The organism is Amycolatopsis samaneae (genome assembly GCF_039541975.1).
Classification (GTDB): Bacteria; Actinomycetota; Actinomycetes; order Mycobacteriales; family Pseudonocardiaceae; genus Amycolatopsis; species Amycolatopsis samaneae.
Genome location: NZ_BAABHG010000001.1, coordinates 650,464 through 666,865, shown reverse-complemented (window position 1 = coordinate 666,865; position 16,402 = coordinate 650,464). Strand labels below are relative to the sequence as shown.

17 protein-coding genes are annotated in these 16,402 nt (G+C 72.8%); 13 read left to right on the top strand and 4 right to left on the bottom strand.

Annotated features, from left to right (window positions below; translation table 11 throughout):
* The first annotated feature begins 4 nt into the window (after positions 1-4).
* The 13 genes from ABD987_RS02960 to ABD987_RS02900 all read left to right on the top strand — a co-directional run bounded on the left by ABD987_RS02960 (position 5) and on the right by ABD987_RS02900 (position 12,604).
* Positions 5-442, top strand: coding sequence for a phage tail protein (locus tag ABD987_RS02960; RefSeq protein WP_345386552.1), 438 nt, complete (start codon positions 5-7; stop codon positions 440-442).
* A 76-nt stretch (positions 443-518) separates the two neighbouring features.
* A complete protein-coding gene (locus tag ABD987_RS02955) occupies positions 519-974 on the top strand; it encodes a hypothetical protein (protein ID WP_345386550.1) in 456 nt (151 codons plus the stop codon).
* Complete coding sequence (locus ABD987_RS02950; protein WP_179956874.1) at positions 971-1,129, top strand: DUF6760 family protein; 159 nt, start codon at positions 971-973, stop codon at positions 1,127-1,129. The genes ABD987_RS02955 and ABD987_RS02950 overlap by 4 nt, the downstream gene beginning before the upstream one ends.
* A 6-nt stretch (positions 1,130-1,135) precedes the next feature.
* Entirely contained in the window at positions 1,136-4,396 is a 3,261-nt protein-coding gene (locus ABD987_RS02945; RefSeq protein WP_345386545.1) for a hypothetical protein, read from the top strand.
* Between the two features lie 63 nt (positions 4,397-4,459).
* Positions 4,460-4,885 carry a phage tail protein gene (locus ABD987_RS02940; RefSeq protein WP_345386543.1) on the top strand — a complete coding sequence of 142 codons (426 nt, stop codon included), beginning with the start codon at positions 4,460-4,462 and terminating at the stop codon, positions 4,883-4,885.
* Positions 4,886-4,913: 28 nt separating this feature from the next.
* A complete protein-coding gene (locus ABD987_RS02935) occupies positions 4,914-5,621 on the top strand; it encodes a CIS tube protein (RefSeq protein WP_345386541.1) in 708 nt (235 codons plus the stop codon).
* A 3-nt stretch (positions 5,622-5,624) separates the two neighbouring features.
* Entirely contained in the window at positions 5,625-7,376 is a 1,752-nt protein-coding gene (locus tag ABD987_RS02930; protein WP_345386539.1) for a VgrG-related protein, read from the top strand.
* 61 nt (positions 7,377-7,437) lie between these two features.
* Positions 7,438-7,785, top strand: a complete 348-nt coding sequence (locus ABD987_RS02925; protein WP_345386537.1) for a PAAR domain-containing protein — start codon at positions 7,438-7,440, stop codon at positions 7,783-7,785.
* A complete protein-coding gene (locus ABD987_RS02920; protein WP_345386535.1) occupies positions 7,785-8,201 on the top strand; it encodes a GPW/gp25 family protein in 417 nt (138 codons plus the stop codon). The genes ABD987_RS02925 and ABD987_RS02920 overlap by 1 nt, the downstream gene beginning before the upstream one ends.
* Positions 8,198-10,147 (top strand): putative baseplate assembly protein, encoded by a 1,950-nt coding sequence (locus ABD987_RS02915; RefSeq protein WP_345386533.1) that lies wholly within the window; start codon positions 8,198-8,200, stop codon positions 10,145-10,147. The genes ABD987_RS02920 and ABD987_RS02915 overlap by 4 nt, the downstream gene beginning before the upstream one ends.
* Positions 10,147-10,668: a phage tail protein gene (locus ABD987_RS02910; RefSeq protein ID WP_345386531.1), complete on the top strand. Its 522-nt coding sequence runs from the start codon at positions 10,147-10,149 to the stop codon at positions 10,666-10,668. The genes ABD987_RS02915 and ABD987_RS02910 overlap by 1 nt, the downstream gene beginning before the upstream one ends.
* Positions 10,669-10,671: 3 nt before the next feature.
* Positions 10,672-11,772, top strand: a complete 1,101-nt coding sequence (locus tag ABD987_RS02905) for an NADase-type glycan-binding domain-containing protein (RefSeq protein WP_345386529.1) — start codon at positions 10,672-10,674, stop codon at positions 11,770-11,772.
* A gap of 193 nt (positions 11,773-11,965) precedes the next feature.
* Entirely contained in the window at positions 11,966-12,604 is a 639-nt protein-coding gene (locus tag ABD987_RS02900; RefSeq protein WP_345386527.1) for a TetR/AcrR family transcriptional regulator, read from the top strand.
* 73 nt (positions 12,605-12,677) lie between these two features.
* Here ABD987_RS02900 and ABD987_RS02895 read toward each other — a convergent pair whose 3' ends face one another.
* The 4 genes from ABD987_RS02895 to ABD987_RS02880 are packed head-to-tail and all read right to left on the bottom strand — an operon-like array spanning position 12,678 to position 16,402.
* Positions 12,678-12,833 (bottom strand): hypothetical protein, encoded by a 156-nt coding sequence (locus tag ABD987_RS02895; protein WP_345386525.1) that lies wholly within the window; start codon positions 12,831-12,833, stop codon positions 12,678-12,680.
* Positions 12,834-12,870: 37 nt separating this feature from the next.
* Positions 12,871-14,004 carry an acyl-CoA dehydrogenase family protein gene (locus ABD987_RS02890; RefSeq protein WP_345386523.1) on the bottom strand — a complete coding sequence of 378 codons (1,134 nt, stop codon included), beginning with the start codon at positions 14,002-14,004 and terminating at the stop codon, positions 12,871-12,873.
* Positions 14,001-15,182, bottom strand: coding sequence for an acyl-CoA dehydrogenase family protein (locus tag ABD987_RS02885; protein ID WP_345386521.1), 1,182 nt, complete (start codon positions 15,180-15,182; stop codon positions 14,001-14,003). Before ABD987_RS02885 ends, ABD987_RS02890 begins: the two co-directional genes overlap by 4 nt.
* Positions 15,179-16,402 carry an acyl-CoA dehydrogenase family protein gene (locus ABD987_RS02880; RefSeq protein WP_345386519.1) on the bottom strand — a complete coding sequence of 408 codons (1,224 nt, stop codon included), beginning with the start codon at positions 16,400-16,402 and terminating at the stop codon, positions 15,179-15,181. The genes ABD987_RS02885 and ABD987_RS02880 overlap by 4 nt, the downstream gene beginning before the upstream one ends.

The following is a 16,402-nucleotide window of genomic DNA, read 5'->3' as shown; positions in this document are numbered from 1 at the left end:
AAAGATGGCGCAGGGAGACGCACTCTCCACCCACATCTTCGGGCTCCAGCTCGGCGGCTACGAGGTCGAGTCCATCCAGGAGGTCAGCGGGCTGACCGTCGAGGAGGACGTGGTGGAGGTGAAACAGGTCGTCGACGGCAAGCTGGTGATCCGCAAGCAGCCGGGCGCGCGCAAGGGCGGCGAGGTGACCATCACCCGCGGGCTCGACAAGAGCAGCGAGTTCACCAAGTGGATCACCGAGACCCTGAACAAGGGCGCGGTCGAATCGGCCCGCCAGAACATCACCGTCGAGATCAAGCAGGCGGACGGCTCCACGGTGCGGCGGATGCAGCTGATGCAGGGCTGGGCGAGCAAGTGGGAAGGCCCCTCGTTCAAGGCCGGTGAGTCCAGCGCGGCGACCGAAAAGGTGACCATCACGTTCGAGGAGATCAGTGTCGAATGAGCGATGCCCGCGAACGAATCATGGATGTCTTGTGCCATAAGGGATTGAACTCCGTCTCGCGGAGCGAGTCGATCGCATGAGGCGCAGGTCAGTCAGCGCGCCTGCCGTACCGGTCGAGGAGGTGGGCGCGCCACCGGAGGTGTCCGCTCCACGCGGGGAGGGTCTGCGCACGGAGTTCGAATTCGAGCTCCCGCGTGGTTATGTCGACGCGGACGGCGTCACGCACCGGTCCGGCGCGATGCGCCTGGCCACCGCGCGCGACGAGCTGCGGCCGCTGATCGACCTGCGGGTCAAGGAGAACCCGGCGTACCTGAGCGTGGTGCTGCTCAGCCAGGTGATCACCCGGCTGGGCACCGTCACCGACGTCCACGCCGGGCTGGTGGAGCAGATGTTCGCCTCGGACATCGCGTTCCTGCAGGACTTCTACCGGCGGATCAACAGCGAGGGCCACACCAGGGCGGCGGTGAGCTGTCCGTCCTGCGGCTCGGCCTTCGAGGTGGACATCGCCGGTGACCGCCTGGGGGAATCGTGACGTACGCGCCCGACCGGCTCCACCAGGAGGTCGCGTACGTCGCGTACCACTTCCACTGGTCCCGCGACGAGATCCTGGACCTGGAACACCACGAACGGATCCGCTGGGTGGAGCAGATCGCCGGGATCAACACCCGGATCAACGAGGGTGGGTGAACCGCGGTGGGCCTGCTGGACCGGTTCCGCCGTCGCCGTGACCCGGCGGCCGCGCCGGAGCCCCCGGTGCCGACGTCGGCCCCACCGTCCACAACGGACGGTGGCTGGCGGGCGGCGGGGCCGATGACCCCGACCGTGCGCCGGGCCCCGGCCGTGTCGGATCCGCTCGCCTTCCGCGACCGGCTCGCCGCCTGGCAGAACCCGTCCTTCCGGACCGAGCTGGGGCACGCGGTGAGCCCGGCCGCGCCGTCCGGCCTCGGCCGGGGCCTGGCCCGCCCGCGTACCCACACGCCCGGCGCCGTCCCACCCGTCGTCCAGCGGATCCCGGCCCCCCGAGATCTCCCTCCAGACACGCGAGTTCCGTCCCCAGACACGCGAGTTCCGTCTTCGGACACGCGAGTTCGCCCTTCCGGCGGCCCGGGTCCGTCGTCCGGGACGATGGCCGACGAGCGGATCGAGCCGCTCGCGCCCTCGCGTCCGGAAGCCGCGGTGGTCCGGCCCGCCCCGCCGTCGCGGACGCTCACCGTGGCCAGGGTCGCGCGGCCCGTCCGGCGGGTCCCGACCGTGCCGCCCGTCCGGCCCGCGCCCGGACCCTCCGGACTCCCGCCGACGACTCCGGCGTCCACTCCGGACCGCCCGATGCTCGGCGAGACCGCCGCGCCTCCCGGCGAACCGGACGTCGCCGTCCAGCGCGCGCACGCCGATTCCTCGCCGCTGCCGGTGGTCCCGGTTCCGGAGACGCGTAAACCCGGCCTCGGCGCACCGCTGTCCGGACTGCCGGTGACCGCGCAGCGGCTGACCTCCGGCCCGGACCATCGACAGTCCACTTCGGCCGCTGAACCGCCCGGGAGTCCGCGACCGGCTCGCCGGACGACGGGGCTGGGCGCGCCGCTGTCCGCGCTGCCGCCGACCGCGAAGATCCTCGACTCGGATACCGAGGTGCCGGGCGCCGAGGTGGTGCAGCGGGTCACGAGTGCTCCTCCCGAGGGAGGCCCGGTGCGGTACCGCGGACCGGGTCCGGCGCGGCCGGAGGTCGGGCAGTCCACTTCGGACGCTGGCGCCGGGAAATCCGGGACGGCGCCGTTGGTGCCCGGATCCGAGATGACGCGGCGGATCGCGGAGTCCACCGTGGCGGAGCCGGTGCGGCATCGCGGCGAGAGTCCGGCGCTGCCGGTGGCTACTCCGCGCGAGGACGAAGGCGCTCCGGCGTCCTCAACGGTCGAAGGTGCCTCGTCGCCAGGGGTTTCCGTGCAGCGGAACATCTCGGGGCCACCACAGTCCACTCAGGACTCGGGGCGGACGGGAAGCGAGGGCGCCGCCACGTCGTCATCCGGCTCGCGACGCCTCGGCGCCGGTCCGGACCCGGCCGCGTCGGTGCCCCGGGTGGCGCCGCTGGTGTCTGGGGCCGGGGTGGTCCAGCGCGTCGCGGCCACCGAAGCGGCCGGAAGTCTCGTCGGGGACCGGCCCGCGCCCGAACTGCCGGTGGTCTCCGCGCACGAGGACGACCCGGCCACGCCGGGGACTTCGGCCCGTCCGGCGGGTCCTGCTTCGATCGGCGAGGCGCCGATCGCGGACGGCGAACGGATCGGGCCGGGCACGCCGCCCGCGCCGGAAACTCCCAGGACGTTCGAACAACCGGGTGCCGGACAGGCGGACTCCTCGCAGCGCGCGTCCGCGCCGCTGGTTTCCGGAACCGGAAGCATCCAGCGGATCACCGAGGGCGAGCGGGCCGAGCCGGGCGCGCATCACCCTCGGGGGCACGTATTGCCCGTGGTGCCTATGCCGGAGGCTCCCGTCCCCGGAACGCTCGAACCTCGGACCCGACAGCCGGAGTCCCCGCGGCGCGGGTCCGCGCCGTTGGTTTCCGGAACCGGGAGCATCCAGCGGCTCACTGAGGGTGAGCAGGCTGAGCCGGGCGCGCATCACCCTCGGGGGCACGCATTGCCCGTGGTGTCTGTGCCGGAAGCGCCCGGGGCACCCGGACGATCGGGTGCCGGACAGCCGGAGTCCCCGCAGCGCGGGTCCGCGCCGTTGGTTTCTGGAACCGGAAGTATCCAGCGGCTCACCGAGGGCGAGCAGGCCGGGCCGGGTGCGCATCACCACGCGGACCACGCGCTGCCCGTGGTGCCCTTGCCGGAAGCCCCCGTTCCCGGAACGCCCGAACACCGGACCGGACAGCCGGACTCCTCGCCGCTGGTTTCCGGAACCGGGAACATCCAGCGGCTTGCTGCCGGCGAGCGGCACATACCGCCCGCGCCGGAACCTCCCGGCGCACCCGGGCAATCGGGTGCCGGACAGGCGGACTCCTCCCAGCGCACGTCCGCGCCGTTGGTGTCCGGAACCGCGAGTATCCAGCGGCTCGCTGACGGCGAACGGGCTGAGCCGGGCGCGCATCACCATGCGGACCACGCCCTGCCCGTAGTGCCCTCGCCGGAAGTTCCCGCCCCCGCGTCGTCCGGGCACCCGGACACTCCGCGGCACGGGCCCGGCCGGTCCGCTCCGCCGCTCTCCGGCACGTCGATCCAGCGCCTGGCCGAGACCGCCGGATCCGGCGTCGCGGGGGACACGCCGATGGCCGCCGCTCGCCGGGCCGAACCCGTTCCGACGGCACGGCACCCGGTCATCCGGCCGTTGCTCGGTTACCGGCCGCTGACGCGTTCGGTAACCGAGCCCGCACCGGCCGCGGTATCCACAGTGGACAGTGCGGCTCCGGTCCGCTGGGTCCGCGGTGACGTGCCGCGCGGTGGCGAGGCGATCCAGCGCGCCACGGTGCGGCCGGGCCGGTCCCGGCCCCCGGCGTCCCGGCCGATGCCGCCCGGCGCGCCGAACCGGCACGGCGCGGTGCGGTCGGAGACGCCCGTCCAGCGGAACGCGGCGGGCCCGGCACCCGCCGTCGCTCCGGCCCCGGTGGTCCCAGCGCGCTGGGTGCCCGAACTGCCCATCGCCGCGCCACCGCGCGAACCGGCGACGATCCAGCGTGACTTCGCGCTGCCCTCGCTGTCCGCGGTCACCTCGGGCCTGTCCTCCCTCGCCGATGACGCCGAGGACTCCTCGCCGGGCACACCGATCGACACCCCGCCGGGCACGCCGGTCTCGGTCGGCGCGCCGACCGAGACCGGCACGGACAGTGGTGACGAGCCCACGGCGGAACACCAGGGCATGGACGAACTGGCCCGGCGCCTCGTGGAACCGGTGAGCAGGCTGCTGCGCGCCGATCTGCGAGCGGGCCGGGAACGCGCGGGACGGCTGCATCCACGGCGGCGCTGAACAGGCGCCGGACAGGCACCGGGACAACAGCGGTACCGGGACGACACGGAAAGGAGGTGCCGGATGTCCACCCAGGTCTTCGCCAGCACGGTCTTCTTCCGGCTGACGATCGGCGGGGACGACCTCGGCGCGTTCAACAGCTGCTCCGGCCTCGGCGCCGAAGTCGAGATGGAACAGTTCTCCGAGGGCGGCAACAACGGGTTCGTCTGGCAGCTGCCGAGCCGGATCCGCTGGTCCAACATCACGCTGACCCGGCCGGTCACCGCGGACACCGCGAAGGTGACCCGGTGGCTCAACCGGATCGTGCAGCGGGTGGAGCGCAAGAACGGTGAGATCGTCGCGCTGCGCCCGGACCGCACCCCGATCGCCCGCTGGAGCGTGCTCGGAATCGTGCCGGTGCGCTGGCAGGGCCCGGAGTTCGACCCGTCCCGCTCGGAGGCCGCGGTGGAGCGGCTGGAGATCGCCCACCACGGCCTGCAGCCGCGGTGACCCGCCCGCCCCGAACAGGAGGACGTCCATGACCGCACCGGCCGGTGCGAACCTGGTCCGCGCGGCGCTGCGGATCATGCAGCCGCCCGCGAAGGTCGGCGCGGCCCCGGGAGGGCTGATCGCGCGCGTGGGGTTCCAGTTCAACCCCAACCAGCTGACGCTGACCAAGCGCACCGAATGGCGGCGGAAGCCGTCCCGGATGGCCGACCAGGCCGCGGTGCCCGAGTTCGTCGGCAGCGCGCCCCGCAGTCTTTCCGTGGAGATCTTCCTGGACGCCACCGCGAAGCACGACAACTCGGTGGAGAAGAACGTGAAGAAGATCCTGCTCGCCTGCGTGCCCACCACGCAGAGCCTCGGCAAGAAACGCCCGGCCAGTCCGTGGGTGCGCTTCGAGTGGGGCCGCTCGACCACGGTGTCGTTCGACGGGATCGTCAAGAACGTCTCGGTCGCCTACTCACTGTTCGATGTGGACGGAACCCCGCTGCGGGCCCGGTGCTCGCTGACCATCGACGAGGCGGGCGGCGCCACCCCGGGGCAGAACCCCACCTCGGGCGCGATCGAGGCCCGGCGCGGGCACCGGGTCGTGGCCGGCGACACGCTGGCGCAGCTGGCCTGGCGCGAGTACGGCGACGCGACCGCGTGGCGGGTCATCGCCGAGGCCAACGGCCTCGACGATCCGATGCGGCTGCGGCCGGGGACCGAACTGCTCATCCCGGCCTCGGACACGGAGGGCTGAACCATGCGCTCCTACGCCCTCGAACCCGTGATCGGCACGCCCGGCCCGCTGCCGGAGGTCTGGGCCGAACAGCTCGTCCAGTGCGTGGTGGACGACACGGTGAACCTGCCGGCGGCCGCGGTGCTGACGTTCCGGGACCCCGACCACGACCTGCTCACCGACACCGGTGTCACCATCGGCAGCCCGCTCGAGGTCGCGGTCACCACCGTCGCGGACAACAGCAGGCTCACGTTGTTCTCCGGCGAGATCATCGGGCTGGAGACCGAAACCGACGAGACCGGGACGTTCACCGTGCTGCGCGCGGCCGACCGCGCGCACCGGCTGATGCGCCGCCGCCGGGTGCTCGCGTTCCGGAACATGACCGCGGCCGACATCGTCCGCCAGGTCGCGAAGAAGGCGGGCCTGAAGCCGGGGAAGGTCCGCGCGCCCGGCCCGACCTACCCGCAGATCACCCAGGCCAACACGACCGACTGGGAGTTCCTCCAGCAGCTCGCCGCCGAGCACGGCGTGGTGGTCAGGGTCGACGACCAGGGCAGGCTCGACTTCACCGCGCCGGACCCGGCCCAGCGGGCGCCCTCGCCTCGCTCTTCGGCGCGGCTGAACCCGCAGGTGTTGCAGTACGGGGAAAACCTGCTGTCGTTGCGGGCCGCGCTGTCCACCGCCGAACAGGTCGACTCGGTGACCGTCCGCGGCTGGAACACCACCACGAAGCAGCCACTGGTGAAGCGGACCAGGGCGGCCACCTCCCGGACGGTGGTCGCCGGGATGTCCTCCGGCCAGTCGAGCGCCCGGTTCGGCGGCGCGGGCGAGTTGCTGGTCACCGACGGCGCGTACCGCACCCAGTCCGAAGTGGACACCGCGTCCGCCGCGCAGGCCACCGCGGCGGCCGCGGGCTTCGGTGAGGTGGAGGCGGTCTGCGAGGGCAATCCGCATCTGCGCGCCGGGGTGCCGGTCGCGCTCGCCAACCTCGGCCAGGCGTTCTCCGGGCGCTACACCGCCAGCGCCAGCAGGCACGTGTTCGAGCCGGGCCTGGGGTACCGGACCACGGTGACGGTCAGCGGGGCGGCGGACCGGTCGCACGCGGGGCTTGTCACGGCGGCCGTGCCGGAGCCGCCGCGCATGCCGGGGCTGGCGATCGGCCTGGTCACCGAGGTCCAGAAGAAGCCGAAGAACGGGCCGGGACTGGTGAAGCTCTCGTTCCCGTGGCTGGACCCCGACTACGTCACCGACTGGGTGCGCACCGTGCAGTTCGGCGGGGTCGGCGGCGGGGGAGTGGTCGCCCCCGACGTCAACGACGAGGTCCTGGTCGGGTTCGAGCAGGGGCTGCTGGACAGGCCGTACGTGCTCGGCGGGCTCTACAACGGCGTGGACGTTCCGTCGCCGCACGACGGCCCGCTGGTGGACCCGGCCAGCGGGCGGGTCAACCGCCGGTCCTTCTCGACCCGCCGCGGTGACCGGGTCGAGCTGCTGGACGCCAGGGGCGGGCCGAGCGGGGTGAAGCTGCGCACCGGGGACGGGAAGCTGGAGGTCGACCTCGACCGGCAGGGCACCAGGATCGTGGTGCGTAGCGACGGCAGCGTGCAGATCGAGGCGGGCCGGTTCGTCCGGATCACCGGCACCGGGGTGGAGATCGACGCCGGGTCGGGGCATCTGGCCCTGCGCGGGAGGTCGGTGTCGATCAACGGCAGCACCGGCGTGCGGGTCAACGGCGGCACCGAGGCGAGTGTCCGGGCCGGGATCATCCGCCTCAACTAGACCACGACGTCCACTTTGTCCGTCCATTGCGGATGGTCAACCGGAAGAAGGAGAACGACCGATGCCACCGGCAGCCAGGATCACGGACCCGACCAGCCATGTCGAAGCGGGGGCGAAGCTGGGTGTGGCGGTCGGGCCGCCGACCGGCGCGCTCCAGGGTGCCGGGATGCCGACCGTGCTGATCGAGGGGAGGCCGGCGGCGGTCGTCGGTCCCGGCACGATGAACGGCTGCAACGTCCCGCCCCAGCACCGGCTGCTGGGGCCGGCCAACGTCATCCTGCCGGGTCCGGAGATCGCGACCAGGCGGGTGCTCGTGGGCGGCCGCCCGATCGCCGCGGTGGGGGACAAGACCGCCTGCAAGGCCGTCGTCAGCGGTGGCGCTCGGACTGTGTTGATCGGGGGACGGTGATGAGCGACCGTTTCATCGGCCGTGGCTGGGCTTTCCCGCTGCGCGCCGACGCCACCGGCGGTATCGCCACGGTGGCGGGTGAGCAGGAGATCGAGGAGGCGATCCGGCTGATCCTCGGCACTGCGCCCGGCGAGCGGCCGATGCGCCCGGAGTTCGGCTGCGGGGTGCACGAGCACGTGTTCGCGCCGAGCGACGGCGCCACCGCGGGGCGGATCGCCTACGAGGTGCGGATCGCGCTGGACCGCTGGGAGCCGCGGATCGAGGTGGACGAGGTCGCCGTCGCCTACGACGCGGTGGACAGCGGGATCCTGTACATCGACATCCGCTATCGGTTGCGGGAGACCAACAATCCGCGCAACCTCGTCTTCCCCTTCTACGTTATCCCCGCCCACGACGAGCCGAACGAGACCTCATGAGCCTGCCCGCACCCAACCTGGACGACCGTCGGTTCCAGCAGCTGGTCGACGAGGCGAAACGCTATGTGCAGCAACGTGCTCCGGAGTGGACGGACCACAACGTGTCCGATCCCGGCGTCACCCTCATCGAGACCTTCGCGCACATGGTCGACCAGTTGATCTACCGGCTCAACCGGGTTCCCGAGCGCAACTACCTCGCCTTCCTCGACCTGCTCGGGGTGCGGCTGTTCCCGCCTGCCGCCGCGCGGGCCGACGTCACCTTCTGGCTGTCGGCGCCCCAGCCGGAGCCGGTGGTGCTGCGGGCGGGCACCGAGGTGACCACGACCCGCAGCGAAACCGAGGAGGCGGTCGCCTTCGCGACCACCGCCGACCTGTTCGTGGTGCCGTGCGAGCTGGAGCGGCTGGTGACCGGTGCCGCGGGCGGTGCCCCCGCCGACCGGACCGACGACCTGTTCTCCGGCCGGGACGTGCCGGCGTTCGCGGCCGCGCCCTCGGCGGGGGACACCATGCTGCTCGGCCTGTCCTCGGCCGTGCCCCGCTGCGCGGTGGTGATCCGGCTGGACAGCAAGGTCGAGGGCATCGGCGTGGATCCCCGGCAGCCGCCGTTGGTCTGGGAGGCGTGGGACGGCACCGGCTGGTCACCGTGCGAAGTGGACTCCGACGGTACCGGCGGGCTGAACCGGCCGGGCGACGTCGTGCTGCACGTGCCCGCCACGCACACCCCGTCGGTGATCGCCGGGGCGCGGGCGGGCTGGCTGCGCTGCCGGGTGGTGGAACCCCTGTCCGGACAGCCCTTCTACTCGGAGTCACCCACGGTCAGCGCGGCCGAGGCGTTCACCATCGGCGGCACGATCGCCGCCGAGCACGCGGAGACCGTGCTCGACGAGGTGATCGGTGAATCCGAAGGCGTTGCGGGACAACGGTTCCCGGTCAGCCGGCCGCCAGTGCTCACCGACGGCGAGCCGCTGGTGGTGCAGGTCTCCGACGGGACCGGCTGGCAGGAATGGTCCACTGTGGAGCATTTCGGCGGCTCGGCGGCGGCCGACCGGCACGTGGTGCTGGACGCCACCAGCGGCGAGTTCTCCTTCGGGCCCGCGGTCCGCGAGCCCGACGGCGCCATCCGGCACTACGGCGCCGTCCCGCCGAAGGGCGCGGTGCTCCGGGTCCGCCGCTACCGGACCGGCGGCGGCCGGGCCGGGAACGTGGCGCGCCGGGCGATCTCGGTACTGCGCAGTTCGGTGCCCTACGTCGCCCAGGTGGAGAACCGTGAGGCGGCGAGCGGCGGCGTGGACGGCGAAACGGTCGAAGCGGCGAAGCTGCGCGGGCCGCTGGCGCTGCGCACCCAGGAACGCGCGGTCACCGTGGCCGACTTCGAGCTGATCGCACGGGGCGCCGCGCCCGCGGCGGCCAGGGTCCGGTGCGTGCCCGCGGCCGACGCCGGGCCGGGTGGCGCGGCGGTGCGGGTCCTCGTGGTCCCCGGCGCGACCGCCGACACGGGTGACGAACTGCGGCTGGAACAGCTGGTGCCACCACGGGAAATGCTCGCCACGATCGCGGCGAGCCTCGACGCGCGCAGGCTGGTCGGTACCAGGGTGCTCGTCGAGCCGCCCTACTACCAGGGCCTCACCGTGGTGGCGCGGCTGCGTGCCTCCGGCGCGGCCGAACCCGCGCGGCGCGCGGCGCTGGACGCGCTCTACCGGTACCTCAACCCGTTGCGGGGCGGTCCGGACGGGGACGGCTGGCCGTTCGGGCGGCCGGTGCAGTTCGGCGAGGTGCACGCCGCGCTCGCCGCGGCGCCGGGCGTGTCGATGGTGGAGGAACTGCGGATGTTCCCGGCCGACCCGATCACCGGCAGGCGCGGGGAACCGGTGAACGTGCTCGAAATCGCGCCCACCGCGCTGATCTTCTCCTACCAGCACCAGGTCACCGTCGCGGAGGGAGCCTGATGCGCGCCGGGGTGCCCGGCCTGCCCAGCCGGTATCCGCTCGGGGAACAGCTTCCCGGGTTGTACGCGGATGACCGGCTCGCCCAGCGTTTCACCGCCGGGCTGGACGAGGTGGTGGCGCCGGTGCTGTCGGTGCTGGACAACCTCCACGCCTACTTCGACCCGGCGCTGGCACCGGCGGACTTCCTGCCCCTGCTCGGGTTCTGGGTGGCCGCCGACGACCCGTCCGCACGCGCCGTGGTGGCAGGCGCGGTGGCCAGGCACCGGCGGCGGGGGACCGCGGCCGGGCTGGCCGAACGGCTGCGGTCGGAGTTCGGCGGCGCGGCCGAGATCACCGATCCGGGCGGGGTGAGCTGGGCGGCGGCCGCGGGCTCGGCGCTGCCCCCGCCCGGCGCGCCGGGGCTGGCCGTGCGGCTGCGGGTGCCGGACCCGGCCGCCGTCCGGCGGCGCGACGGCGAGCGCGTGGTCCAGCAGTCCTGCCCCGCGCACCTGCCGTTCACCGTGGAAATCGAGGGGGTGTAGACCGTGGGCGCGACCGGGCCGGTACGGCGCTGCGAGGTGTGCGGGGCGCCGGTCACCGAGGGCGAGGCCTTCTGCGGGAACTGTGGTGCCTATCTGGACTGGGGCACACCGTCCGCGCCCGCCCCGGCGCCGCCGCCCGCGCCGCCGGGGGCGTCCCCACAGCAACCGGTGCCCGCGCCGCCCCCTCCGGCGGTCCCGCGGACCGGTTTCCCGACGCCTCAGCCGCCGGTACCCCCGGCGCCCACGCCCTCGCAGGCACCACCGCCGTCGGCGCCCCCGCCGGGCGTGGCCCCGGCCGAGGCGGCACCGGTCCGGCCCGAGCAGCCGGGGGCGGTCCAACCGGCCAAACCGGTCGAAAAGCGGCCCAGCGTCCGCGCGCCGGACGGCGCCGGGGTGCCGGTCGGCCCGGACGACCGCCCGTGCCCGAACTGCGGCACCCCGAACGCGCCGGGACGCCGGTTCTGCCGCGACTGCGGCGCGGTCCTCGGCGAAACCGCGGCCGAGGTCCCGAAGGTGCCGTGGTGGCGGCGGATCCGTCCGCCCCGGTTCCGCGGGCGGCTCCGGTTCCCGGTCTTCCTGCTGGTGCTGGTGCTCCTCGCGGTGGTGGCCGGGCTGCTGATCCGCTACGGACCGGACATCGTCACCGCGGTGAAGGACAAGACCACCACACCGGTCGCGCTCACCCCGCAGACGATCACCGCCTCCAGCGAGGCGGGCGGGCATCCGGCGAAACTGGCCATGGACGGGTTCACCAACCGGTTCTGGGCGCCCGCGAACCCCGCGCCGGCACAGGGGGAGTACCTGGACGCGCGGTTCGGCCGGGCGTGCCGCGTGCTCGACGTCGTGGTGAACAACGGGGCCTCCGCCGAACGCGAGGTGTTCAACACCCAGGCCCGGCCCTCGGCGCTCGAACTCACCATGACCACCGAGGACGGGAAACGGCAGACCAGCGTGATCCGGCTCGCCGACCAGCCGGGGCCCCAGCACACCGCGCTCGCCGTGTCCGACGTGACCGGCCTCCGGCTCACCGTCACCGGCGCCTACGGCACCGCCCCTGGCCGGGTGGTTGCCCTCGGCGAGGTCGAGTTCTTCGGCCGCTGCTGAATCACGCGAGTTCGCCCTCCGATCACGCGAGTTCGCCGCTCAATCACGCGAGTTCGCCGTCCAGGCACGCGAGGACGGCTGGGCGGGCATGGCGTTCTCGCGTGTCCGGGTGGGGGGTTTCGCGTGATCAGGTGGAGATCTCGCGTGATCGGGCGGGGATGGCAGGCGACCGACCAGCCGGTATGCTGGGATCGTGACCAGATCGACTGCCCGCAAAACGGGTGACGTGGCCGCCGCGCCGGGCGAGGACCAGGCCGCGGTGCCGCGCCGGCTGCTGCAGCAGGCGACGAAACTGTTCGCCAAGAAGGGCTTTGACCGTACCTCGGTGCAGGAGATCGTCGAGGCGGCCGGGGTCACCAAAGGGGCGATGTACCACTACTTCGGCTCCAAGGACGACCTGCTCTACGAGATCTACGCCCGCGTGCTGCGCGAGCAGATGAAGCAGCTCGAAGGTGTCGCCTCCAGCGACGCGCCGCTGCGGGAACGGCTGACCGCCGCCGCTTCCGACGTCGTCGTGAGCAGTATCGACAACCTGGACGACAGCACGATCTTCCTGCAGTCGATGCACCAGCTCAACGCCGAAAAGCAGAAGGCGGTGCGGGCCGAACGGCGCAGGTACCACGAGCGGTTCCGCGCGATGATCGAGGAGGGCCAGGCGTCCGGCGAGTTCCGCGACGACAAGCCCGCCGACGTGATCGTCGACTTCTTCTTCGGCTCGGTGCACCACCTCGGTTCGTGGTACCGGCGCGGCGGATCGCTGTCCGCGCGGCAGATCGGTGACCACTACGCCGACCTGCTCCTCGACGCCATCCGCCCGCCCGGCCGTTCCTGAAACGTCCGTCTCCCGTGGGCGGAAGGCGTTCACGGGCGGTAACACCGTGCGAATGGACGGCGTTCGTCCAGGGTCACCGCGGCGTACTCTTCCGGTGCTGGGCGACCACCTCGGTCAGCCGCTCCGCGGGCACCTCGTGACCGGACATCACGATCAGCGGCGGCGGGAAGCGGGTCGTCTCCTCGGCGACGTCCGCGCCGAGCCACTCCGCGAACTCCGGATCGGGCACTGTCTGTCCTAAAAGGACGGATAGTGCCCGATCGGGCTTACGCTGGCAGGTCCACCAGCTCGGCCAGCCGCGCCCGGTGCCGTCCAGGGGTGCCGAGGGCGAGCTCGTCGGCCTTGGCGCGCTTGAGGTACAGATGCGCCGGGTGCTCCCAGGTCATGCCGATCCCGCCGTGCAGCTGGATGGCCTCCTCGACCGTGTGCACCGCGATCGGCGCGGTGCGTGCCTGGGCGATCGCGACCGCCACCTCGACGTCCTCGCCGCCGGTGGCGAGCGCGTCGGCCGCGTAGCGCGCGGCGGCGCGGGCCGCCACCAGATCGGTGTAGAGATCGGCCAGCCGGTGTTTCAGGGACTGGAAGGAGCCCACCGGACGGCCGAACTGGTACCGCGTCCTGAGGTACCCGGTCGTCTCGGTCAGCGCCCATTCGGCGATGCCGAGCTGCTCGGAGGCGAGCAGGCCCGCCGCCGTGGTCAGCGCGTGCCGCAGCCCGGACTCCGCGTGGGCGCCGGAGGCCACGAGCCGCGCGGGCGCGTGGTCCAGGACGACGTCGGCGACCCGCCGCGTCAGGTCCAGCGACACCAGTTCGGACACCGTGACCCCCGCGGACGCCGCTTCGACCGCGTACAGCCCCGGCCCGTCCGGGCCGGTGGCGGGGACCACGAGCAGCTCAGCGGCCGACGCGTCCGCCACCGCGCCGACGCGGCCGCTCAGCGTTCCGTCCGCGCCCGCCGTCACCGCGGCCGGGAATCCCGCGTCCGGGGCCGTCGTCAGCGGTACCGCCAGCGCGCCGATCACCTCGCCCGCGGCGAGGCGGGGGAGCAGTTCGGCGGCCACCGGCGCGGCGGTGTCCGCGCCGAGCAGCGCCGACGTCGCGAGCACGACGCTGCCCAGGAACGGTACCGGCGCCACCGATCGGCCCAGTTCTTCCAGCACCACGGCGACTTCACGCGCCGACGCGCCGTGCCCGCCCAGCTCCTCCGGGACCGCGAGCCCGGCGGCGCCGAGTTCGGCGGCGAGGGTGCGCCACAGCTTCAGGTCGTACGGTTCGGCCGTCTCGGCCCGCTTCAGCACCGCCTCCGCGGGCGCCCGGTCGGCGAGCAGGTCCCGCACGCTCGCGCGCAGGTCGTCCTCGACGTCGGTGTAGAGCAGGTTCGGTTCCCGGAGCTCGGTCATCGGGGGAGGTCCTTCCAGGCGACGTCCTTGTCCACCCGCGGTTCCGAGGGCATGCCGAGGACGCGTTCGGAGATGATGTTGCGCAGCACCTCCGAGGTGCCGCCCTCGATCGAGTTGCCCTTCGCCCGCAGATAACGGTATCCGGGGCTGCGGCGGGTGAAGTCGACCGACTCCGACCGCCGGAACGTCCAGTCGTCGTAGGTCAGCCCCTCCGCGCCGAGCAGCTCGATCTCCAACCCGGACACCGCCTGGTTCAGTTCGGAGAACGCGACCTTCATCGCCGACCCCTCCGGGCCCGGCGCACCCGAGGCGAGCTGCTGGCGCAGCCGGGTCCCGGCCAGCCGCAGCGTCTCCGCCTCCACCCACAGTTTCACCAGCCGGTCCCGCAGTTCCGGCGTGCGCAGCTCCGGACGTTCGCGCCAGGTCTTCACCACCGGCCCGATCATCCCGCCCTCGCGGGGATACACCGTTCCGCCGATCGCGACCCGCTCGTTCATCAGCGTGGTCTGCGCGACCTTCCAGCCCTCGCCGACCGCCCCGATCCGTTGCGCGTCCGGAATCCGCACCTCGGTGAGGAAAACCTCGTTGAACTCGGCCTCGCCGGTGATCTGGCGCAGCGGCCGGACCTCGACGCCCGGCGCGGTCATGTCGCACAGGAAGTACGTCATGCCCTGGTGCTTCGGGACGTCCGGGTCGGTGCGGGCGACCAGGATCGCCCACCGCGCGAGATGCGCGCTGGAGGTCCACACCTTCTGCCCGGTCACCACCCAGTCGTCGCCGTCGCGGACCGCCCTGGTGCCCAGCGCGGCGAGATCGGACCCCGCGCCCGGCTCGCTGAACAGCTGGCACCAGATCTCCTCGCCTGTCCACAGTGGACGCAGATAGCGGTCCCGCTGTTCCCGGCTGCCGAAGGCGAGGATCGTCGGCGCCGCCATGCCGAGCCCGATGACGTTCTTGCGCGGGTCGTTGTCCGGCGCACCCGCGGCGGCGAACTCTTCGTCCACAACGGACTGAAGGGCCCGCGCGGCGCCGAGCCCGCCGAGGCCCTCGGGAAAGTGGACCCAGGCGAGCCCGGAATCGAACCGCGCCCGCAGGAACTCCAGTCGGTCCATGGTCGAAAAGTCGTGCGTGGCAAGGAAATCGGCGACCCGCCCGCGCAGGTCGGTCGCGGTGATCATCGGCCAGCCTCCGTCCGGTACTTCTTCAGCTCGCGGCGCGCCAGCGAGCGCTTGTGCACCTCGTCCGGCCCGTCGGCCAGCCGCAGCGTGCGCACCCCCGCCCACATCTCGGCGAGCGCGAAGTCCTGGCTCACCCCGCCCGCGCCGTGTGCCTGGATCGCCTTGTCGAGAATCCATTCGACGGCGCTCGGGGTGGAGATCTTGATCGCCTGGATCTCGGTGTGCGCGCCCTGGTTGCCCACGGTGTCCATCAGCCACGCCGTCTTGAGCACCAGGAGCCGCTGCTGCTCGATGCGCACCCGCGACTCGGCGATCCAGTCCTGCACCACGCCCTGCTCGGCGATCGGCTTCCCGAACGCCTCACGCGACATCGTGCGGCGGCACATCATCTCCAGCGCGCGCTCGGCCATCCCGATCGCCCGCATGCAGTGGTGGATCCGGCCGGGGCCCAGCCGCGCCTGCGCGATCGCGAACCCGGCGCCTTCCGCGGCGATCAGGTTCTCCGCGGGCACCCGGACGTCGTCGAACAGTACCTCGGCGTGGCCGCCGTGGTCGCCGTCGGTGTAGCCGAACACGCTCATCCCGCGCTTGACCGTCAGGCCGGGCGTGTCACGCGGGACCAGGATCATGCTCTGTTGCTGGTGCGGGGCGGCGTCCGGATCGGTCTTGCCCATCACGATGAAGATCGCGCAGTTCGGGTTCATCGCGCCGGTGATGTACCACTTGCGGCCGGTGATGACGTACTCGTCACCGTCCCGGCGGATGCTGGTGCCGATGTTGCGCGCGTCGGAGGAGGCGACCTCCGGCTCGGTCATCGCGAACGCGGACCGGATCTCGCCAGCCAGCAACGGTTCCAGCCAACGCTTCTTCTGCTCGTCGGAGCCGAACATGGCGAGGACCTCCATGTTCCCGGTGTCCGGCGCGGCGCAGTTGAGCGCGGCGGGTGCCAGCCGGATGCTGCGACCGGTGATCTCCGCGAGCGGGGCGTACTGGAGGTTCGTCAGTCCCGCGCCGTGTTCCCCGGGGAGGAAGAAGTTCCACAGGCCGCGTTCGCGCGCGGCCTTCTTGAGGTCCTCGACGATCGGCGGGGGCGACCACGGGTCGCTCGCCGCGGCCAGCTGCTCTTCCAGCACCGGTTCGGCGGGATGGACGTGCGAGTCCATGAAGTCGAGGAGCCTGCCGCGCAGTTCCTCGGTCTTGGCGTCAAAGGCGAAATCCAC